Below are 20,366 nucleotides of genomic sequence, written 5' to 3' on the forward strand. Positions count from 1 at the left end.
TATGCCAAGGGCGTTTTTTTTGAAAACTCGCAACGTCACTCAGAGATTCAATTTCGCGAACGGAGATGATGCGCGCTGCACATTACGCAACCCGTTGCGCTTTTTTACCATCTGAGGAAGATGGTGGGCGACCCTGGAATCGAACCAGGCGTGCGTCTCCGCGAGGGAGTTACAGTCCCCTGCCACACCTTGCGGCCTGTCGCCCACTGTCAGGCGTTGCACCTGACGTGGAGGCGTGATTACTAGCGCCTTAAACGAGCGTCAACAGGAAAATACTGCTTTGGCGCAGGAAACCGAATTCCCGGCCAGGAGGCCCAAGAAATGAAGAAACCCAAGTGGGTCGTTGAAAAGGAACAGGCGCGCAAGGCGGCCGCTTCTGAAGCTGTATGGCTGTTCGGCTTGCACGCTGTGCGCGATGCCCTGATGAACCCCAAACGGCAGAAATTGCGCCTAATCGTGACCCGGAATGCCCGCGACAAGCTGAACGAAGCCATTGAATTCGCAGGGATCGAGGCTGAAATGGTTGATCCGCGCAAGTTCACGGCTCCGATTGATCCCGGCTCGGTGCATCAGGGCGCGGCGCTTGAGGTCAAGCCGCTGGACTGGGGCGGATTGGCTGAGAACTGTATCGGGCGTGAACATCCGCGTGTCATTCTGCTGGACCGTGTGACCGACCCGCATAACGTCGGGGCGATTCTCCGCTCGGCCGAGGTTCTGGGGGCCAGCGCGGTCATCGGCACCCGTCACCACTCGGCGCCGGAAACCGGTGCCTTGGCCAAAACGGCCAGCGGAGCGCTAGAGCGGCAACCTTACCTGCGCATGCGCAACTTGGCCGATACAATCGTTGAGCTGCAGAATATGGGTTTTCTGGTCCTGGGCCTGGACGGTGAGGCCGAGCAGACGATTGAGGCGACGCTGGATAGCAAGTTCGACCAACCGGTCGCCTTGGTGCTTGGGGCCGAGGGGCCGGGGTTGAGGCAGAAAACCAAGGAAACCGTTGACCACTTGGTGAAAATTGACGCGGCAGGCGGCTTTGGATCGCTGAATGTCTCAAATGCGGCCGCAATTGCCCTATATGCTTCAAGGCATAGATAGACAGGAGAGCGCCATTTCCACCCCTTCGAAAATTGTCACCTGCTGCTATTGCGGCACCCGAGCTGCGCTGGTCCTGAAAGGTAAGCAACGCCACGAGCTAAGCTGTTCAAGTTGCGGCGCACCGTTGCACGACCTCAAAATGGTGCCGAAGCGCAAGCTGTCCGACGCAAAGTCGGACCACCGAATCGAAAAACAGCGAAAGACCAAAAAGAAGAAGAAAAAGAGCGTCTTTTCACGCGTGTTCGACGAAGCATGGGATGTGATCGAGGATATTTTCGACTAGGGCGTTTATTCGCCCACGCGCGATCACATCCGCGTTAATTGGGGTTTCAGCGGCGTTAATCAATTGCATCTTGATACCCTGACTTCCTAATGAAGACCTTATGAAGATGTACCGACGTTTCCTATTGGGCGCGATAACCGCCTCTATGCTTGCTCCTGCTGCGTTCGCGCAGCACTTACCCGTGTTTTACAAGACGGATGGCGCAGCCATGGCTGGGTATGATGCGGTGTCGTATTTCAACGGCGATGCCCCTGTTCGCGGCCGTCCAGAGTATTCTGTGGTGTGGAAAGGGGCCGAGTGGCACTTTGCGACACCTGAAAACCGTGATGCGTTCGAAATGAACCCGCGTGCGTACGCGCCTCAGTTCGGAGGGTACTGCGCTTATGCAATGGCTCAGGGGGAATTGGTCAGTACAGACCCGAACCTGTGGCAGGTGATCGATGGACGCCTTTACCTGACGCATTCGCCAGCGATCGAGCGTATGTGGGAACAGGATACAAGCGGTTTTATTCGAATGGCCGAGGCAAACTGGCCTGTTATCCTCTACGAGAACTAGGCGAATTTCCGCTTTTCGTGATCTGTCATCACAAAAATGCGCTCCCCCTCTTTTTTTTAACCGGGACATGCTTAAATGTCACAGTGACCGCGGAACGGAACTGCCGCGGGTCATTTCACTGTCCCTCGTTCCAACACCTTGCGCCCGGGTTATCACCTGGGCGCTTTTTTCTTTGATGGACTGCGCATAGGGTGGCGGCATGACTGAATACACAGACGCATTTCTGTCGAACATCCTTAAGCGCACGAAAACTGTCGCCGTGGTTGGTGTTTCGATGAACCCGGTCCGGCCCAGCTATTATGTTGCGCGCTACTTATCGCTCAAGGGGTACACGGTTATCCCGGTCAATCCTGGGCATGCGGGAAAAGAGCTGTTTGGCACCAAGGTTCGGGCGTCTTTGTTAGATGTTCGGGAATCGGTCGATATGGTTGATATTTTTCGACGGTCCGAGGCTGTCCCTCCGATCGTTGATCAAGCACTGGATGCGTTTCCGGAATTGGGAACCATTTGGATGCAGATCGGTGTAGAACACGCCGACGCTGCAGCAAAGGCGCAGACGCGCGGTGTTGATGTGGTGATGAATCGCTGTCCCAAGATCGAATATCAGCGCCTTTTCGGCGAGCTGCGGATGGGTGGGTTCGCGACCGGGGTGATCTCGTCCAAGCTATAAGCTATTCGCCTGTATAGGCGAGGAGCTCGCCGTATTGTTCGATACGCCTTTGTGCCAACACAATCTCGCGCGGGACCCAGTCATATCGGGTGTCCTCGCTGAAGGGTGACCAAAAAAGAGTTCCGCCGTACCGCCAGGGGTCCAGAATGATTCCGTCCTGCATCTCATCCTCTGAGCGACTGATAATCGCGGTGCTGTGGTCAATTCGCAGCGGGTTATCCGCATTGGCGATGGCCCGGTGAATCTTCAGGGTTTTGAAACCTTCTTGGTTCAGACGCTGCTCGATATCCTCGGCCCAGTGCCAGCACAGTCCGCGCGGCTTTAGGCCCTTGTTGACCTTGGCATTGTGGATCAGCGGAGGATCGGTAATCTGGTATTCCTGCGCCAGCTGCGCGGTATAGGCATAGGTGATACGTGCAGCGCGGTCGGCCTCGGATGGATCAATGCCGGGGCCCAGATTTCGGATTTCGGTGGCCAGACGCTGCGCCTCGTCCCCGGTCTGGGACGGAGGGCTGGCACAAGCAGTCAGCGCCACAAGGGCCAATAGGGTGGCCAAGGTTTTGATCATCTGCGGGCCCTTTGATCCGTTCGGTGTTGAAACCCGATCATAAAGGCACGTCGGCGAAAGCCTAGTCCTTTGGCCTTGCAGCTTTTTCGGAGATGCCGCTGATACCTTGACGGCGGGCCAGTTCGGCCAACACGTCATCCAGCGCCACATCGCGCGCGGCCAACATGACCAGCAGGTGATACAGCACATCCGCTGCCTCGGCTGTCAGCCCGGCTTTGTCGTTCTTGACTGCTTCGATGATGGCTTCTACGGCCTCTTCGCCGAATTTCTCGGCGCATTTCTCGGGGCCTTTGGACAACAGCTTGGCCGTCCAACTGCTGTCTGGGTCCGTCCCCTTGCGCGAGTCGATCGTGGCGGCCAGATCGTGCAGGATACTCATGTCAGCCTCATGGGGATGCCGGCGGCGGCCATATGCTCTTTGGCCTCGCGGATAGTGTATTCGCCGAAATGGAAGATCGAGGCCGCAAGAACCGCACTGGCCCCACCTTCGGTGACGCCTTCGACCAGATGATCCAGATTGCCGACCCCGCCCGAGGCGATCACCGGCACGTCCACAGCATCAGAAATGGCGCGGGTCAGCGGCAGGTTGAACCCCGCCTTGGTGCCGTCGCGATCCATTGATGTCAGCAGGATTTCACCCGCACCCTTGGCAACGACGGTTTTGGCGAACTCGACCGCGTCGATACCGGTGGGCTTGCGGCCGCCATGGGTGAAAATCTCCCACTTGCCGGGGCTGACGGTTTTGGCGTCAATGGCGCACACGATGCACTGACTGCCGAACTGATCGGCGGATTCGGCGATCACATCGGGGTTGGCCACGGCGGCCGAGTTGAAGCTGACCTTATCCGCCCCGGCCAACAGCAGGGCACGAACATCGTCCTTGGTGCGTACGCCGCCGCCAACGGTCAGGGGGACAAAGCACTGCTCGGCCGTGCGCTGAACCACGTCGAACATGGTGCCGCGGTTTTCATGGGTGGCGTGAATGTCCAGAAAACAGATCTCATCCGCGCCAGCCTCATCATAGGCCTTGGCCGATTCCACCGGATCGCCCGCATCGCGCAGGCCAACAAAATTGACGCCCTTGACCACGCGGCCATCAGCGACGTCCAGGCAGGGAATGATGCGTGTTTTCAGCATGTCGAAGTCCTTTGTTGGCGCACCTCTAACGGCAAAGCCCCGCCGATGCCAGACTTGTGATTGTGATCTCCCGCGAAGCCGTGGAAATTAGGGATGAAATTCATGAAAAGGATTATCGAGATGCGACATCTTATTCTGGCTTCAATACTCACATTCGGAGGGGCACTGTCCGCCATGGCAGACGACATCATCAAAGTTGAGACAAATAAATCCGTGGCCGAGGCGTTGGACGCGCTTGAGGCTGCTGTCGGCAATGCAGGCGCAACCGTCTTTGCCCGTGTCGACCATGCCGCCGGCGCCGAGAAGGTGGGTACACCGATCCCGGCCAATCAGGTGCTGATCTTCGGCAACCCTGCACTTGGTACACCCGCCATGCAGATCGACCCGCGCGCCGGGCTGTTCCTGCCGCTGAAGGTTCAGGCTTATGAGGACGCCAACGGGCAGGTTTGGTTGGCCTATGAAGACCCGAAAGAGACCTTGGAGGATCTCAATGGTGTCTCTGACGCCCCAGTCATCGAAAAGATGCGCGGCGCACTGGCCAAACTGACTGCAGCGGCCGCGCAATAAGGTTCTGCCACGCCGGCGGGTGCGTGGCGATACCTCTCAAGTTTTGGGATGGCGGCGATTTGTGATAGAATTGCCGCATTTCAAAGCACATATTGGGAGGTTTTTTATGAAAATTGCCTTACAAACAATCAGCGCAGCAGTGATGTGTGTCGGGGTGTTTACCACCGGAGCGTTTGCGCAAGATTTCATGTCCAAGTCAGAATTTTTGGCAACCCTACCCGGGTCAACAGTCCGGTCTATTTCTAATCAGGATGACAAGACGCAGTGGGCACAGGCATACAGCACTGGTCGCAAAAAAGGTAAACTTGCCGGTAATTTCGGGGGAAACTCCTACGACGGCGAGTGGTATGTTGATGGCGATAAGTGGTGCGAAAAGACCGGAGACTGGACGGGTTGTTTTCAATTCATAAAAATCAGTGAAACGGAGCTGCAGCCATACAAAGATGGGCAGCCCCGGAAACACACATGGAAGCTGGAATAACCGCCGGTCGGCTTGATTACGCGCCGAGCGTGGCCAGCGCTTCTTTCAGATCAAGCGCCCCGTCGTACAGCGCACGGCCCGAAATGGCGCCATTCAATTCCACGCCACAATCGCGCAGGGCGATCAGATCATCCAGCGAGCTCACTCCGCCCGACGCGATCACCGGAATGGACACGGCGCGGGCGAGGGCGGCTGTGGCTTCAATATTCGGGCCCTGCATCGCGCCGTCGCGGTTGATATCGGTGTAGATGATGGCCGCGACGCCCGCATCCTCGAAACTGCGGGCAAGTTCGGTGACCTCGACATCGGTTTCCTCGGCCCAGCCTTTGGTGGCGACCATGCCGTTGCGGGCGTCGATACCCACGGCGACCTTGCCGGGAAACTCACGCGCGGCTTCGCGGACCAGATCGGGATTTTCGACCGCAACGGTACCAAGAATGACGCGGGCGAGCCCTTTGTCGATCCAGGTTTCGATTGTTGTCATGTCGCGGATGCCTCCACCTAGCTGGGCGGGGACTTTGCATGCCGACAGGATCGCCTCGACCGGGGCGGCATTGACCGGCTCGCCGGCGAAGGCACCGTTCAGGTCGACCAGATGCAGCCACTCGCAGCCGGCTTCGACAAATGCTTTCGCCTGGGCGGCCGGGTCGTCATTGAACACAGTCGCCTTGTCCATTTCGCCACGCAACAGGCGCACGGCCTGGCCGTCTTTGAGGTCGATGGCGGGGTAGAGGATCATGATCGGCGGCCCTATATCAGTGTTACACGCGGGGGATATCGCACAAGCGGGGCAGGGGATGCAACGCGACGCGGGGTCATTCTTGCCCGACGACATAAGGCGCGACAAAGTGGCCTCATAAAAGGGAGAAGATCATGAAATCTACATTCATTGCAGCAGCGGCCTTTTCTGTTCTTGCTACGGCAGCGCTGGCAGACCCGGTCGACGGTCTTTGGAAAACCGAGCCCGGAGATGAAGGCAACTATCTGCACGTTTCGATCCAGCCCTGCGGCAGTGCCATCTGTGGAACCATCGATAGCGCGTTTGACGCCTCGGGCAATCAATCGTTGAACTATGAGAATCTGGGTAAACAGATGATCTGGGATATGCAGGCGCAAGGGGATGGCGCTTATGGTGGTGGCAAAATCTGGGCCCCGGACCGCGATAAGACCTACAGTTCAAAGATGCAGCTGGACAGCCAGAACAAGCTGACCGTCAAAGGCTGTGCTGCGGGTGGTCTGATCTGCCGCGGCCAGGCCTGGACCCGGGTTCAGTAAAGGATCAGGGCTTCCACGTCAGGAAGTTGCCGATCATGCGCAGCCCCACATCCTGGCTTTTCTCAGGGTGAAACTGCATTCCAACCATCGTGTCACGGCCAATCACGGCCGTGACGTCCTGCCCATAGTCCACATAGGCCAGGCGCTGTGCTGGGTCCGCGACCCGAAAGTGGTAGGAGTGGACGAAATAGGTGTGATCGCCGGATTTTATCCCGTCAAACACCGGGTGATCGCTTTCCAGAACCAGATCGTTCCAGCCCATGTGCGGGACTTTCAGCGCGCTGTCTGACGGTTCAATCCGCACCACATCGCCCGCAACCCAGCCCAGACCATCAGTATCGGTGTATTCATGGCCTGTAGAGGCCATCAGCTGCATCCCGACGCAGATGCCAAGAAACGGACGGCCTTTTTGCTCCACCGCCTCAACCATGGCGTCGTGGATGCCCTTATGGCCGCGCAGTTCGGCGGCGCAGGCCGGGAAAGCCCCGTCGCCAGGCAGAACCAGCCGGTCGGCGCGCGCGACAACATCTGCGTCCGCGGTCACGACGACCTCGCCCGCATCCAATTCCCGCGCCATCCGCTGAAACGCCTTTTCCGCCGAGTGCAGGTTGCCGCTTTCGTAGTCAATGATCGCTGTCAGCATCTACAGCGCGCCTTTCGTGGATGGAATCGCATCCGCCTTGCGCGGGTCGGTTTCGACCGCGAGTCGCAGGGCGCGGGCGACGGCTTTAAAGGCAGCTTCGGCAATGTGGTGGCTGTTGAAGCCGTGCAACTGGTCGATATGCAGGGTGATGCCGCCATGGGTGGACAGCGCCTGAAAGAACTCACGTACCAACTCGGTGTCGAACGTGCCGATCTTGTGCGTCGGCAGGTCCACGTTCCAGATCAGGAACGGACGGCCCGACAGGTCAAGCGCACAGCGCACCTGCGCGTCATCCATCGGCAAATGGCATTCGCCATAGCGCCGGATGCCCTTCTTGTCGCCCAATGCCTGCGTCAGCGCCTGACCCAGCGCGATGCCGGTGTCTTCGACCGTGTGGTGGTCGTCGATGTGGTAATCGCCCTTGGCGCGGATCGTCATGTCGATCAGCGAATGACGCGCCAGCTGGTCCAGCATATGATCGAAGAACCCGACGCCGGTCTGGTTGTCATAGGTGCCGGTGCCGTCCAGATTGACCTCGACCGAGATTTCGGTTTCGGCGGTCTGACGGCTGATCTTTGCGCTGCGCATGGGCGAATTCCTTTTGCTACAGGCGCGCTTATAGACGGGGAAGGGCGCGCATATCCAGACCGCAAAGGCGCATTCGCCGTAAACTGTTGCAGGTGGTTGCACCCTGGCGCGCCTCGTGCCAGCTTGCGACCAACACGAACCAATAAGGCCCGGCCCATGTCCACCTGCGTTTTCATCCAGATCCGCTGCAAACCCGGCACCACCTATAAGGTGGCCGAAGACATCGCCCTGCGCGAAATTCATTCCGAGCTTTATTCGACCAGTGGTGAATACGACCTGCTGCTAAAGCTCTATATTCCGGAAACTGAAGATGTGGGTCATTTCATCAACGAAAACTTGCTGGTGATTCCTGATATCGAAAGATCGCTGACCACGATGACGTTCAAGGCGTTCTAACCCAACTCAAACGTAGTTACCCCGAAAACCCGACTCAGGTCGATGTCCGGTTCATGATCGGAATACATGCGCGCTGTTTCGAACACTTTCTTTAACTCCAACTGCTGCGCCATCGCGATGGCGGCATCGTTGGGCTGGGGCATGTCGACAAAGACATCGTGATCGCGATGATCTACGGGAATAGCGGCGAGCAAACTGGCCAAAAGCGCCTGAGCAATTGCGGCGTCATCGGCAAAAAGCGGGCCGACTTTGTACCCCGTTTTGCAGGGGCGAAGGGTGGCATATCCTCTGATCTGACCATTTTCGGTGTAGACGCGTGAGATGTGGGAGTAGGCGCTTAGCCAGCTTTGCAAAAATGCGTCCCGCGCTGCCGGGAATAGCTGTCGGTCGTAGGCTTTAAGGGCGTCGGTGGCTGTCTTTATGGGCGCAACCCCATTGCCCAGAACTTGACCCAGTTTGGGCAAGACCTGTCGAACGGGGGCGCCGAAGCGGAAATTGTTGTAGGCAAAGGTGAACCCTGATTTCCGGTAATTATCCTGTTGCTCGACCACGCCATCCAGCCCCATGTTGCGGCCTTCACAATGGGCAAGTGCGTGTCTGGCTATCTCGAGACCGTGGCCGTGATGTCGAAATTCGGGCCGAACAATGTAAAAGCCAAGGAACGAAAAAGCGTCGTCATAGTTCACGGCCGAGACCGACGCGATCATCTCACCATCCAGAAAGCCGCCCAGAAATCCACTTGGGTCTGTTGGGCGAAAACACTGAGCGTCGTGCACGCCGGGGTTCCACCCTTCGCGGCCGGCCCAGTCAACGGCGTGTTGCAATTCATCGGCGGTCAGTGACCTGATACTATATCCTGACATGTTAAAATCCTGAAACTTGTAACGATAACACCTACAACGCCAACAGAATGGCGCAACAATTGGCAGGTGGCCAGAAAAGTTTCAAGAATTTGGTATCTGGAGCGGGCGAGGCGATTCGAACGCCCGACCCTAACCTTGGCAAGGTTATGCTCTACCCCTGAGCTACGCCCGCATCAGATACTATGTTGGTCCGAAGACCTCTCAATGGAGCGGGCGAGGCGATTCGAACGCCCGACCCTAACCTTGGCAAGGTTATGCTCTACCCCTGAGCTACGCCCGCGCCGTTGAGTGAGGAGGGATGTATAAATTCCCGCGCAGGGCTGCAAGCGGAAAAGCACAAAAAGGTGCAAAAATATTTCGACGGAAATGCGCTGCTGAAGTGTTCAACACATAGAGCAACGCAAAACAACAAGGATGGAAACGAGGAAATGAAGCGGGTAGCAGACATAAAGACGGCTCTATTGGCCGGTTTGATCATTTTAAGCTGTGCACTGAGTGTGCGGGACGAGGACAGGCTTGGAAAGGCCGAGCCTGACCTCGGGCAATTGCCTAGGGTTGAAACACGTGTTTTGACCGGCTGACCCGTGTTGCGGTGATCAAAAGGCCAATATCAGATTCGAGATAGCCGCCACCAGAAGGGCTGTGAACGTCAAAACCATACCGAGTTGGCGTAGGATAACGATCTGAGGCGTCTTACCGAATCCGTAGGCATGCAGCATGCGTCCGGACAGCAAACACAGCCCCAACAGATTGACCAACAGGCCGCTCGCCCCCTGAAGCTCGACCATGGCGATCAGCAGCAACCCAAACGGAGCATATTCTGCAAAGTTGGAATGGGTTCGTACCGCTTTAAGCATCTCGCCGTTGCCCGAGTCGCCATACGAGATCTTTTGGCTCCGGCGGGTACTAATGACCCAGCCGCTGAGAGCGACGTAGATGATCGCCAGCAGCGCAGCGTAGATAGGTGTGATAGACAGCATGTTTTCCCTCCCGTTTGCAAAGCGACGGGCCGCCCGGATGTCCGAGCGGCCCGAAGGTTGGGAATTAAACTAGATCGTTCACTCAAGTTCGACCAGTAGGTCCTTAGCGTCAATCTGGCCGCCGGGCTGCACGTGGATCGCCTTAACGGTCGCGTCACGCTCTGCGTGGATGCCAGTTTCCATCTTCATGGCTTCGATGGTCAGCAACAGGTCGCCTTCCTTCACCTCTTGTCCGGCAGTAACGGAAACGGTTGCGACGACGCCGGGCATTGGTGCGCCGATGTGGCCGGGGTTGCCGGTTTCAGCCTTGGGGCGCGTCTGTGTCGATGAGGTGACAAGACGGTTCGGTACTCGAATTACGCGCGGTTGGCCGTTGAGTTCAAAAAAGACCTTCACTTCACCTTTTTCGTCGGTCTCACCAATAGCCTGACACCGAATTTCCAACGTCTTGCCGGGGTCGATCTCGGCCGTGATTTCTTCGCCCGGTTCCATTCCATAGAAAAAGGTGCGCGTGGGCAGGGTGCGAACCGGACCATAGGTACGGTGGCGGCCCATATAGTCCAGGAAGACCTTGGGATACATCAGATACCCGTTCAGATCCTCGTCATCGACCTCTTTGCCTTCCAGTTGCTTCGACAGCTCGGCGCGGGTGGCTTCAAGATCGACGGCAGGTACATCCTTGCCGGGGCGGTCCGTGTTGGGAGCCTCGTCCTTGAGGACCTTGTGGATGATGGTGTCGGGGAACCCGCCCGGAGGTTGGCCCAGGTTGCCGCGCATCATGTCCACGACTGAATCAGGGAAGGCCACATCCGTATCCGGGCTTTCAACGTCAGCACGGGTCAGGCCCTGGCTGACCATCATTAGCGCCATGTCACCAACCACCTTGGACGATGGTGTCACCTTGACGATATCGCCGAACATCTGGTTCACGTCGGCATACATCTGAGCGACCTCATGCCAGCGTTCCTCCAGCCCCAAGCTGCGCGCCTGCGCCTTGAGGTTGGTGAACTGACCGCCGGGCATTTCGTGCAGATAAACCTCGGAGGCCGGAGCCTGCAGGCTGGACTCAAACGCCGCGTATTGGCCACGAACTGCTTCGAAGTAGTCACTGATCTCGCGGATGGCCTTGATGTCCAACCCGGTGTCACGATCCGTGTGGCGCAGCGCCTCGACCACGGTGCCCAGCGTCGCCTGAGAAGTGTTGCCCGAGAAGCTGTCCATCGCGCAATCCACCGCGTCCACGCCCGCCTCGGACGCGGCCAGAATGGTGGCGCTGGCGATGCCCGCGGTGTCGTGCGTGTGGAAGTGGATCGGCAGTCCGACCTCTTCCTTCAACGCGCGGACCAAGATCTTGGCCGAGGCCGGCTTCAACAAACCCGCCATGTCTTTCAGGCCCAGAACATGCGCGCCCGCGTCGCGCAGCTCTTTCGCCATGCCGACATAGTATTTCAGGTCATATTTGGCGCGATCCGGGTCCAGAATATCACCGGTATAACAAACGGTGCCCTCACAGATTTTGCCGCTTTCAACGACAGCATCCATGGCCACGCGCATGTTCTCGACCCAGTTCAGCGAGTCAAACACCCGGAACACATCGATATTCTGCGAAGCCTGGCGGACAAATTCCTGCACCACGTTGTCGGGGTAGTTGGTATAGCCAACCCCGTTCGCGCCGCGCAGCAGCATCTGGGTCATCAGATTCGGCATTGCTTCGCGCAGGTCACGCAGACGCTGCCACGGGCATTCCTGCAGGAACCGATAGGCCACATCAAAGGTCGCACCGCCCCAGCATTCGACGCTGAACAGCTGCGGCAGGTTGGCCGCATAGGTCGGTGCCACCTTGATCATGTCGATCGAGCGCATCCGCGTGGCCAACAGCGACTGGTGCCCGTCGCGCATGGTGGTGTCGGTGATCAGCAACTGGCGCTGCGCCTTCATCCAGTCGGCCACGGCCTGCGGGCCTTTTTGCTCCAGCAGGTTGCGGGTGCCCATCTTGGGTTCACCCTTCAGAGCGGGCGGTTTGGCCTCTTTCAGGTCGGCGCGGGGTTCGGGACGGTCCTTGGTTTCAGGATGCCCGTTGACGGTGATATCCGCGATATAGGTCAGAACCTTGGTGCCCCGGTCACGGCGCCGCTTGAAGGTAAACAGGTCCGGCGTCGTGTCGATGAACTTGGTGGTATATTCGTTCGACAGGAAGGTCGGGTGTTTCAGCAGGTTGATGACAAAGTCGATATTGGTGCTGACACCGCGAATACGGAACTCGCGCAGCGCCCGGTCCATCCGCGCAATCGCAGCCTCAGGCGTGGGCGCCTTGGCCGTGACCTTGGTCAGCAACGAGTCGTAATAACGCGTGATCACCCCGCCCGCATAGGCCGTGCCGCCATCCAGACGAATGCCCATTCCGGTGGCCGAGCGATAGGCGGTGATGCGGCCATAATCGGGGATAAAATTGTTCTGCGGATCTTCGGTCGTGATCCGCGTCTGCAGCGCGTGACCGTTCAGACGCACGTCGGACTGGCTGGCAGCACCAGTTGCTTCGGCCAGAGTTTTGCCCTCGGCGATCAGGATTTGCGCCTGCACGATGTCGATGCCCGTGACCTCTTCGGTGACGGTATGTTCGACCTGTACGCGGGGGTTCACTTCTATGAAGTAGAACTTGCCGGTTTCCATATCCATCAGGAATTCGACCGTGCCCGCGCATTCATAATTCACATGGGCGCAGATTTTGCGGCCGAGTTCACAGATTTCCGCGCGCTGTTCGTCAGACAGATACGGGGCAGGGGCGCGTTCCACGACCTTCTGGTTCCGGCGCTGAACCGAGCAGTCGCGTTCGTACAGGTGGTAAATCTCACCGTGCTTGTCGCCCAGAATCTGCACCTCGACATGGCGGGCACGGGTGATCATCTTTTCCAGATAGCCTTCGCCATTGCCAAAAGCGGCCTCGGCCTCGCGGCGGCCTTCCAGTACCTTTTCTTCCAGCTCTGCCTCGGATTCGATCGGGCGCATCCCGCGTCCGCCTCCGCCCCAGCTGGCCTTCAGCATCAGCGGGTAACCGATCTCGGCGGCCTCTGCGCGGATCGCGTCCATGTCATCGCCCAGAACCTCGGTTGCCGGAATGACCGGAACGCCAGCTGCAATCGCAACGCGGCGGGCGCTGGCCTTGTCGCCAAGGGCGCGCATGGTTTCAGCTTTCGGTCCGATGAAGGTTATGCCGTTCTGCACACAGGCATCCACGAAATCGGGGTTTTCCGACAGCAGGCCGTAACCCGGGTGGATCGCGTCTGCGCCGCATTCCTTGGCGACGCGGATGATTTCATCAATCGAAAGATATGCAGCCACCGGGCCCATGCCTTCGCCAATGCGATACGCCTCATCCGCCTTAAAACGGTGCAGGCCCAGCTTGTCCTCTTCGGCGAAGACAGCGACGGTGCGTTTGCCCATCTCATTGGCTGCGCGCATCACGCGAATGGCAATCTCGCCGCGGTTGGCGATCAGGATCTTGTTGAAGTCGGTCATTTGCGGTCCCGGTCTTTATGGTTTGGCCGTGTTCATAAGCGGACAATACGCGCACGTATATCAGTCGTTCTGGGTAGAACCGGCATGTTAACGCTCGCAAACGCCCTATGTTGGCGCTAACGTATTACACGTGCCGCGCCGCAGCATCAATCTGAGATATTGCAGGTGGCAAGTGATCTAGAGATTCTGCCCCCAGCTGACCCATATTCGCCAGCAGATCTTGCCGCAGAATGTCTATCGCATGGTCAGGGCCATCGACGCCTAGGGCTGCGAGAGCATACATGAACCCACGCCCAAGCATGACCAAATCTGCGCCCAGTGCTTTCGCGCGCAGAATATCCAGCCCCCCTTCGATGCCGCTATCGAGTATCAGTGGCAGATCTGTCGCGGCACGAATGGCTGGTAGCGCCTCGATACTTGCGGGGGCGGCGTCGAACTGTCGACCACCGTGATTGGATATCCACAAGGCGTCGACACCCGCCTGTTTCAGCGGTTCAGCATCCTCGGCACGCATAACCCCTTTAACTATGAAAGGACCATCCCACGCATCGCGCAGCCATCTGACATAGTCCATGTCCGGCGACGTGCGCAGTAGATACCCAACATGCGCTGTCGGAGGGAGATTGCTTGAATCGTCGGTGTACTTGTCCAATGTGCGCATCCGCGGTGGCCCGCTACGCGCCATGGCAAGGGCCCATGCAGGCCGTTGAATGATTTGTGCCAGCAAGCGGGGGGTCAGCCTGGGCGGGTTCGTAAGCCCCGAACGGATTTGTCTTTCCCGTCGAGACGCCACCGGCACGTCCGCAGTCATTACCAGCGTTGAGAATCCGGCAGCTTTGACCCGGTTGAGCAAATCCATGCGGATGTCTGGGTCCTTTGGGGGGTAGAGTTGAAACCACGCGTCATCCCCGATGTGGCCGTCCAAGTCTTCGGGGCTTTGGGTCGCAACGTTTGAGAGGGTAAAAGGCAGGCTTGCGGCCGCGCAGGCCCGCGCCAAAACCCCCTCGGCATCGGGCCAGATCAAGCCCGCCATTCCGATCGGAGCTACACCAAACGGGAGCGGGTAACGTTTCCCCAAAAAATCGGTGCCGGTGTCGCAAGATATCGTTCCGTGCAGGATTGAGGGTAAAAAGCCAATGCGATCCAGGGCGGCGCGGTTTCGGTTGAGTGTCGCTTCGACTCCGGTACCGCTGTCCAGGTATTCCCACACGAAATGGGGGATTCTGGTTTTGGCCCGACGCTTCAGATCTTCGATGCTGGGGTATCTGCTGTGCAAATCCATACGGATTGATCGTGGTTGGCGTCTGATTCGGCAAGAAATTTAGGACTTTGCGCTAATTTTGGCGATGGAAGGCGTTGTAACGCCAGTCTGATCCCCGCGCCCAGAGCTCGGATCAATCTTTCCGGCAACCTGAACTTGATTGCGACCCTTGTCCTTGGCCTCATACAGCGCATCATCCGCCGAGCGCATAAGATCCTGCGGCATGGTTCCATGCGCCGGGTAATTGGCGACACCCACAGAAATCGTTATGCGGGGTAGCGATTTTTCACCGTACCGCACGGTAATACCTTCAACCGCCTGGCGCAGCTGTTCAGCGCGGGTCATGGCATCTTCCTGAGTATTGTCGGGCAGGATCAGCATGAACTCTTCCCCACCGATCCTGCAGGCGATCTCATCCCGGTCACACTCTTGTTCCATTGCCGATCCAACAGCGCGCAAAACCATATCTCCGGCGTCGTGCCCATGAGTGTCGTTGAACTTTTTGAAGTGATCCACGTCCACAGCAATCAGGCTGAGCGGAGCGCCTGTTTGCTGGCTGCGGCTAATGGACTTGCGCAACGTCTCGGTCATGTGCCGCCGGTTGAACAAGCCGGTCAGCGGGTCCCGCACTGACTGGTCATGCAACTGGTCGCGCATCCGAACGTTGGCGATTGCCATGCTGATTTGCTCTGCACATAGCTGCGCCAGTTTGCGGCTTTTGTGAAAGCACTTGTCGCGACCTTCCAGCGCCCGCAGATGCAGCAGACCAACCGTTTCGCCGTGGGCCAGAATCGGGAAGCAGAAGTAAGGACGGCCATCATGGGGCTCGGCATGTTCACATACAAAGTCAATCTCGGACGCACCGAATTCATAGGTTCGCCCCCGACGCAGGCCCCAGCATCCTTCGGGGTGGATGTGAGACTTATGCGTGCCACCATTCCAACTGGCACACCCATCCAGCACATCGCGTGAGTTCGAGTATACATACACACTGCCCTCTGCCTCGGGCAGGATGTGGGTCATGAAACGCGAGACCATGTCGAACAGCTCGTCCAGAGACCGGCTGGATTGCAGCCATTCATTCAACTCGCCCAGCAAACGGACTTCTCGGGCCAAACGCAATTGTTCGTCCATAAGCTCACGTTCCTTGGCTGCGCGCCCGCGAAGGCTTTGAACCTGACGGCGGTTAGAGCGGAACACGACCAATGTCACGACACTGAACGCAAGAAGGGCAACAGTGCTGAGAATAAACAGAGACAACCGCACGCGATCGATGAACAGGTTCCTGACATCCGTAATGTCCGAATAGAACTCAATCGCGCCCAGAAAACGACCGTCTCGAATGATTGGAGTGTAGATTTCCGCAACGTGGCGTGTTTGCGGGCCCGAGGCGTGAATAGCGTCGCCATCGAAATCCTCGACCTCGGACAAAGGTTTTTCTTCGTGTTTATAGTAGATATTGCCCTGTTTGATTACGGTGTCAAAGTACGGTTTGGAGTTCACTGACCCTAGGTCGGAGGACCGTGAAGACCAGAAGACGCGACCATCTGCGTTGAACAGTTTGAAACGATAGATGTCGGATGTTGCAGGCAAAAGCTCAAGAAACTCCTGATCATGGCCGCCGACGAATCCTGTTTGGAACGTGGCATGAACATCCTTCAGGTGCGATGTCACTTGTTTGCCGAGCTGCGTGGCTTCTTTTCTGAGGTCCGCTTCAAGCATACGGTCCACGACCGGAGCAGGCACTGCGTATATTCCCCAGCCAGAAAACGCGGTCAGGGACAAAAGCGTCAGCACAATGGCCGCCAATTTCAGCCGATATGACCAGCCTGGTTTAAGTTTTTGTTCCATGATCGCGCTCCCACAGCTTTGAATTCACTATCGAGTGCGCTTTTTGAGCAAAGGTTAACGCGGGCCGGCAAACTGCAGAGCTGTTGAATAGAATTGCTTATAGTTCAAACGGCAAATCTTGGCGAACAAGGGGTGAACAAACCCTTTCCCTCGGGCCTTATTCGGCGTAGCTTGGCACGATGAGCAGTTTCGATGAAATGGACGCCTTTGAAGGCGCATTCCTGTCCCAGCGCGCCATGGTTGCGCGCCCCGCACCTTATCTTGATGAACTGAACCCGGCGCAGCGCGAAGCGGTTGAGCGTCTGGATGGGCCGGTTCTGATGTTGGCCGGGGCGGGGACCGGCAAAACCAAGGCACTCACGGCGCGGATTGCGCATCTTCTGACCAAGGGGCAGGCGCGGCCGAATGAGATTCTGGCCGTGACATTCACCAACAAAGCCGCGCGCGAGATGCGTGATCGCGTGGGTCGCCTGTTGGGCCAACCGGCCGAGGGGATGCCGTGGCTGGGCACATTTCATTCGATCTGCGTCAAGCTGCTGCGCCGCCATGCGGAACTGGTGGGTTTGAAATCGAACTTCACCATTCTGGACACGGATGATCAGCTGCGCCTGCTCAAGCAGTTGATCAAGCTGGCGAATATTGACGAGAAACGCTGGCCCCCGCGAATGTTGGCCGGGATCATCGACGACTGGAAGAACCGCGCGCTGACGCCCGACAAGGTGCCCGCTGCCGATGCGGGGGCGTATAACAGCAAGGGTATTGAGCTTTATGCCCAATACCAGACCCGCCTGCGCGAGCTGAACGCCGTCGATTTCGGCGATCTGCTGTTGCACATGGTCACGATCTTTCAGCAGCACGAGGATGTGTTGCAGCAATATCAGCGCTGGTTCCGCTATATTTTGGTGGACGAGTATCAGGATACCAACGTCGCCCAATACCTGTGGCTGCGGCTGTTGGCCGGGGCGCACAAGAACATCTGCTGCGTGGGCGATGATGATCAGTCGATCTATGGCTGGCGCGGGGCCGAGGTGGGCAATATCCTGCGGTTCGAAAAGGATTTCCCCGGCGCGTTTGTCGTGCGGCTGGAGCAGAATTACCGCTCGACCCCGCATATTCTGGCCGCTGCCTCGAACGTCATTCGCGGCAATGAAAACCGTCTGGGCAAAGAGCTGTGGACGGATGCCGAAGACGGCCACAAGGTCAACCTGATCGGCCATTGGGATGGCGAGGAAGAGGCCCGCTGGATCGGCGAAGAAATCGACGCGCTGCAGGGCGGCACGCGCGGGATTCGTCCGATGAACCTGGATGAGATCGCGATTCTTGTTCGTGCCTCGCACCAGATGCGCGCGTTTGAGGATCGGTTTCTGACCATCGGTCTACCATATAAGGTGATCGGCGGGCCCAGATTCTATGAGCGGATGGAGATCCGCGATGCCATGGCCTATTTCCGGTTGGTGGTCAGTCCCGGAGACGATCTGGCGTTCGAGCGGATTGTGAATACGCCCAAGCGCGGTTTGGGCGACAAGGCGCAGCAGACGATCCAAGTGACCGCGCGCGAAAATGGCGTGTCGCTGGTCGATGGGGCACGGATTGCGGTCGACAATGGGCTGATCAAGGGCAAAGGCGGCAAGGCTTTGCGAGAGCTGATCGAGGGGCTGGCGCGCTGGAATGAGATGACGCGCGGGCCGCGGATCGAGGTCGAGGATGATACGGTCATCGACGACGGCGCGCCGCTGCGGTTTGGTGAGCCTGAAGTGTCGCATATCGAACTGGCGCAGATCATTCTGGATGAATCCGGCTATACGGCCCACTGGCAGAATGAAAAGACGCCCGAGGCGCCGGGGCGGTTGGAAAACCTCAAGGAACTGGTCAACCAGTTGGATAATTTCGAGAACCTGCAGGGGTTCTTGGAACATGTCAGTCTGGTCATGGACAATGAGCAGGACGGCGACGGGGCCAAAGTCTCGATCATGACGCTGCACGCGGCCAAGGGGTTGGAGTTTCCTGCCGTGTTCCTGCCGGGGTGGGAGGATGGGTTGTTCCCCTCGCAACGCTCGATGGACGAATCCGGCCTGAAGGGTTTGGAGGAGGAGCGACGGCTGGCCTATGTCGGTATCACACGCGCTGAAGAGGTCTGCACGATTTCCTTCGCGGCCAATCGGCGGGTGTTCGGGCAGTGGCAAAACGCGATGCCATCGCGATTCATCGACGAGTTACCCGAGGACCATGTAGAGGTGCTGACGCCCCCGGGCCTGTACGGTGGCGGACAGGCTTCGGCCAGCATCGAAACCCGCGCGGCCGAAGCGAATGGCTATAACTCGCCGGGCTGGAAGCGGATGCAGGCGCGGCAGGGGCAGTATGGGATGTCTCAGCCCAAAGAAAGCCGCAATACGGTGATCGATGCGACGGCACTGGCGAGTTTCACGCTGGGTGAGCGGGTATTTCACCAGAAATTCGGCTATGGCGCGGTGATCGACATCGAAGGCGACAAGGTCGAGGTCGATTTCGACAAGGCCGGGGTGAAGAAGGTCGTATCGCAATTCCTGTCGGCTAAGGACGACGTACCGTTTTAATCAAATGGAATGTGCCTGACGGCACATGCTCGATTCTGCGAGGGCGCCCGGTTCTGACCGCGGTGCCTTTTTTGCGTTCAGAAAAAGAAAAACGGCGGTTTCCAGGGAGGAGGAGAGGAAACCGCCGTTCTTTGCAACATCGAGACAGGGAGGAGGAGAGTCCCGATGTATCCGAACCCGGGTTTGATCCCGGTATGTGTAAGTCGCGACGACACCAGGGAGGAGGAGAGGTGTCGTCGCGCTCTTTCAACATCAGGGCAGGGAGGAGGAGAGCCCCGATGTATCTGTTTCCGGGTCTGATCCCGGTATCTGTAAGACGCGGCGACGTCAGGGAGGAGGAGAGACGTCGCCGCGCGCTTTCAACACCGGGAAAGGGAGGAGGAGAACCCGGTGTGTCACGTTCCGGCATTCAGGGCCGGTATAATCTGCGGCGACACCAGGGAGGAGGAGAGGTGCCGCCGCTGAAATACAGGTCCTAAAGGGAGGAGGAAGGACCTGATCTCGGTTGTGTCGGTGCGCTTAGCGTGCGCAGTATTCTTCTGCCGCCTGCATCGCGAGACGACGGATCATCGACCGGTGTAGGCCAAGATCAGCCAGTTCGCGGTTCGACAGTTCAGACAGCTCGTTGACCGTCTGGCGATAGATGCGATAACGGGCGTACCGGGTTTTTGCGGCTTCAATCAGAGAAGCCAGGCCGGTTACCGGTGCGCCCTTGAGCGCGGTCTGATGTGCTACTGCTGCCATTTGCTTAACCCGATATGTCTCGTTGCTGCCGGATCGTTCCGGCGTTTGCTTGAGACAGAAGATAGGCGAATGCTGCGATTGCACAATAGCTCACGTCGTCAATGCTGCTATGCGGCAAGTGCATAGATATCAAAGCGTTGTAAGATATCTGCCAAAAGTGCCTTAAAAATAAGGGTTTTCACGATTTACAGTTTTCGCCACAAGTGTCACCTTGATTTCTTACGCATAAAGTTTGCCCCAACTTTCATCGCCATTTCCTGAAATTTGTGCGCTTTGAGAGCGCCCTCGCTCATTGAAAAAGAGAAGAATCTTTTGGGGG

Annotated in this window: 21 protein-coding genes and 3 tRNA genes; 9 read left to right on the top strand and 15 right to left on the bottom strand. The window is 57.8% G+C overall.

Features of this window, described 5'->3' with window-relative positions:
- Positions 1–121: 121 nt before the first annotated feature.
- Positions 122–205, bottom strand: a tRNA-Tyr gene (locus tag AC2FNR_RS21635).
- 116 nt (positions 206–321) lie between these two features.
- Between AC2FNR_RS21635 and rlmB the strand changes: the two genes are divergently transcribed.
- From rlmB to AC2FNR_RS21655, 4 genes are all read left to right on the top strand, one after another.
- Positions 322–1,095 (top strand): 23S rRNA (guanosine(2251)-2'-O)-methyltransferase RlmB, encoded by a 774-nt coding sequence (rlmB, locus tag AC2FNR_RS21640; protein ID WP_496851388.1) that lies wholly within the window; start codon positions 322–324, stop codon positions 1,093–1,095.
- Positions 1,076–1,378: a hypothetical protein gene (locus AC2FNR_RS21645; protein ID WP_353393909.1), complete on the top strand. Its 303-nt coding sequence runs from the start codon at positions 1,076–1,078 to the stop codon at positions 1,376–1,378. The genes rlmB and AC2FNR_RS21645 overlap by 20 nt, the downstream gene beginning before the upstream one ends.
- Positions 1,379–1,478: 100 nt before the next feature.
- Positions 1,479–1,934, top strand: a complete 456-nt coding sequence (locus AC2FNR_RS21650) for a YHS domain-containing (seleno)protein (protein ID WP_234899415.1) — start codon at positions 1,479–1,481, stop codon at positions 1,932–1,934.
- A 199-nt stretch (positions 1,935–2,133) separates the two neighbouring features.
- Positions 2,134–2,604: a CoA-binding protein gene (locus AC2FNR_RS21655; RefSeq protein ID WP_353393800.1), complete on the top strand. Its 471-nt coding sequence runs from the start codon at positions 2,134–2,136 to the stop codon at positions 2,602–2,604.
- A 1-nt stretch (position 2,605) separates the two neighbouring features.
- Here AC2FNR_RS21655 and AC2FNR_RS21660 read toward each other — a convergent pair whose 3' ends face one another.
- From AC2FNR_RS21660 to hisF, 3 genes are all read right to left on the bottom strand, one after another.
- Positions 2,606–3,172 (bottom strand): hypothetical protein, encoded by a 567-nt coding sequence (locus AC2FNR_RS21660; RefSeq protein ID WP_353393802.1) that lies wholly within the window; start codon positions 3,170–3,172, stop codon positions 2,606–2,608.
- A 61-nt stretch (positions 3,173–3,233) separates the two neighbouring features.
- The gene (locus tag AC2FNR_RS21665) at positions 3,234–3,551 is read right to left on the bottom strand and encodes a phosphoribosyl-ATP diphosphatase (protein ID WP_170753107.1); all 318 of its coding nucleotides are present in this window, start codon (positions 3,549–3,551) and stop codon (positions 3,234–3,236) included.
- A complete protein-coding gene (gene hisF / locus AC2FNR_RS21670) occupies positions 3,548–4,309 on the bottom strand; it encodes an imidazole glycerol phosphate synthase subunit HisF (RefSeq protein WP_170756401.1) in 762 nt (253 codons plus the stop codon). The genes AC2FNR_RS21665 and hisF overlap by 4 nt, the downstream gene beginning before the upstream one ends.
- A 174-nt stretch (positions 4,310–4,483) precedes the next feature.
- Between hisF and AC2FNR_RS21675 the strand changes: the two genes are divergently transcribed.
- Together AC2FNR_RS21675 and AC2FNR_RS21680 are read left to right on the top strand one after the other, a co-directional pair.
- Positions 4,484–4,876: a DUF302 domain-containing protein gene (locus tag AC2FNR_RS21675; protein ID WP_170753524.1), complete on the top strand. Its 393-nt coding sequence runs from the start codon at positions 4,484–4,486 to the stop codon at positions 4,874–4,876.
- Between the two features lie 106 nt (positions 4,877–4,982).
- Positions 4,983–5,357, top strand: coding sequence for a hypothetical protein (locus AC2FNR_RS21680; RefSeq protein WP_496851392.1), 375 nt, complete (start codon positions 4,983–4,985; stop codon positions 5,355–5,357).
- Between the two features lie 16 nt (positions 5,358–5,373).
- On the opposite strand, the gene hisA is transcribed toward AC2FNR_RS21680, so the two are convergent.
- Positions 5,374–6,096 (bottom strand): 1-(5-phosphoribosyl)-5-[(5-phosphoribosylamino)methylideneamino]imidazole-4-carboxamide isomerase, encoded by a 723-nt coding sequence (hisA, locus tag AC2FNR_RS21685; RefSeq protein ID WP_480867647.1) that lies wholly within the window; start codon positions 6,094–6,096, stop codon positions 5,374–5,376.
- 134 nt (positions 6,097–6,230) lie between these two features.
- Between hisA and AC2FNR_RS21690 the strand changes: the two genes are divergently transcribed.
- Positions 6,231–6,632: a DUF2147 domain-containing protein gene (locus tag AC2FNR_RS21690; protein WP_496851394.1), complete on the top strand. Its 402-nt coding sequence runs from the start codon at positions 6,231–6,233 to the stop codon at positions 6,630–6,632.
- Between the two features lie 4 nt (positions 6,633–6,636).
- Here AC2FNR_RS21690 and hisH read toward each other — a convergent pair whose 3' ends face one another.
- Together hisH and hisB are read right to left on the bottom strand one after the other, a co-directional pair.
- On the bottom strand, positions 6,637–7,275 hold the full coding sequence (gene hisH, locus AC2FNR_RS21695) for an imidazole glycerol phosphate synthase subunit HisH (protein ID WP_496851396.1): 639 nt from the start codon (positions 7,273–7,275) through the stop codon (positions 6,637–6,639).
- Entirely contained in the window at positions 7,276–7,863 is a 588-nt protein-coding gene (gene hisB / locus AC2FNR_RS21700; RefSeq protein ID WP_170352535.1) for an imidazoleglycerol-phosphate dehydratase HisB, read from the bottom strand. It lies immediately after the preceding gene.
- 156 nt (positions 7,864–8,019) lie between these two features.
- Here hisB and AC2FNR_RS21705 point away from each other — a divergent pair, with 156 nt between their 5' ends.
- Positions 8,020–8,259, top strand: coding sequence for an Lrp/AsnC family transcriptional regulator (locus AC2FNR_RS21705; protein ID WP_170753098.1), 240 nt, complete (start codon positions 8,020–8,022; stop codon positions 8,257–8,259).
- Here AC2FNR_RS21705 and AC2FNR_RS21710 read toward each other — a convergent pair.
- From AC2FNR_RS21710 to AC2FNR_RS21740, 7 genes are all read right to left on the bottom strand, one after another.
- Positions 8,256–9,122 carry a GNAT family N-acetyltransferase gene (locus AC2FNR_RS21710; protein WP_170753097.1) on the bottom strand — a complete coding sequence of 289 codons (867 nt, stop codon included), beginning with the start codon at positions 9,120–9,122 and terminating at the stop codon, positions 8,256–8,258. The two genes, AC2FNR_RS21705 and AC2FNR_RS21710, sit on opposite strands and share 4 nt — an antisense overlap.
- Before the next feature lie 97 nt (positions 9,123–9,219).
- A tRNA-Gly gene (locus AC2FNR_RS21715) sits at positions 9,220–9,294 on the bottom strand.
- A gap of 33 nt (positions 9,295–9,327) precedes the next feature.
- Positions 9,328–9,402 (bottom strand) — tRNA-Gly (locus tag AC2FNR_RS21720).
- 316 nt (positions 9,403–9,718) lie between these two features.
- Positions 9,719–10,102 carry an MAPEG family protein gene (locus AC2FNR_RS21725; protein WP_496851399.1) on the bottom strand — a complete coding sequence of 128 codons (384 nt, stop codon included), beginning with the start codon at positions 10,100–10,102 and terminating at the stop codon, positions 9,719–9,721.
- A 78-nt stretch (positions 10,103–10,180) separates the two neighbouring features.
- Positions 10,181–13,618, bottom strand: a complete 3,438-nt coding sequence (locus AC2FNR_RS21730; RefSeq protein WP_496851400.1) for a pyruvate carboxylase — start codon at positions 13,616–13,618, stop codon at positions 10,181–10,183.
- Between the two features lie 124 nt (positions 13,619–13,742).
- Complete coding sequence (locus AC2FNR_RS21735; RefSeq protein WP_480867640.1) at positions 13,743–14,900, bottom strand: alpha-hydroxy acid oxidase; 1,158 nt, start codon at positions 14,898–14,900, stop codon at positions 13,743–13,745.
- A 39-nt stretch (positions 14,901–14,939) separates the two neighbouring features.
- Complete coding sequence (locus AC2FNR_RS21740) at positions 14,940–16,730, bottom strand: sensor domain-containing diguanylate cyclase (RefSeq protein ID WP_496851403.1); 1,791 nt, start codon at positions 16,728–16,730, stop codon at positions 14,940–14,942.
- A 179-nt stretch (positions 16,731–16,909) separates the two neighbouring features.
- On the opposite strand from AC2FNR_RS21740, the gene AC2FNR_RS21745 reads away from it, so the two are divergent.
- Complete coding sequence (locus tag AC2FNR_RS21745) at positions 16,910–19,303, top strand: ATP-dependent helicase (protein WP_496851405.1); 2,394 nt, start codon at positions 16,910–16,912, stop codon at positions 19,301–19,303.
- 519 nt (positions 19,304–19,822) lie between these two features.
- On the opposite strand, the gene AC2FNR_RS21750 is transcribed toward AC2FNR_RS21745, so the two are convergent.
- On the bottom strand, positions 19,823–20,047 hold the full coding sequence (locus tag AC2FNR_RS21750; protein WP_496851407.1) for a DUF1127 domain-containing protein: 225 nt from the start codon (positions 20,045–20,047) through the stop codon (positions 19,823–19,825).
- Positions 20,048–20,366 lie beyond the last annotated feature (319 nt).

The organism is Ruegeria sp. SATB045 (genome assembly GCF_059613525.1).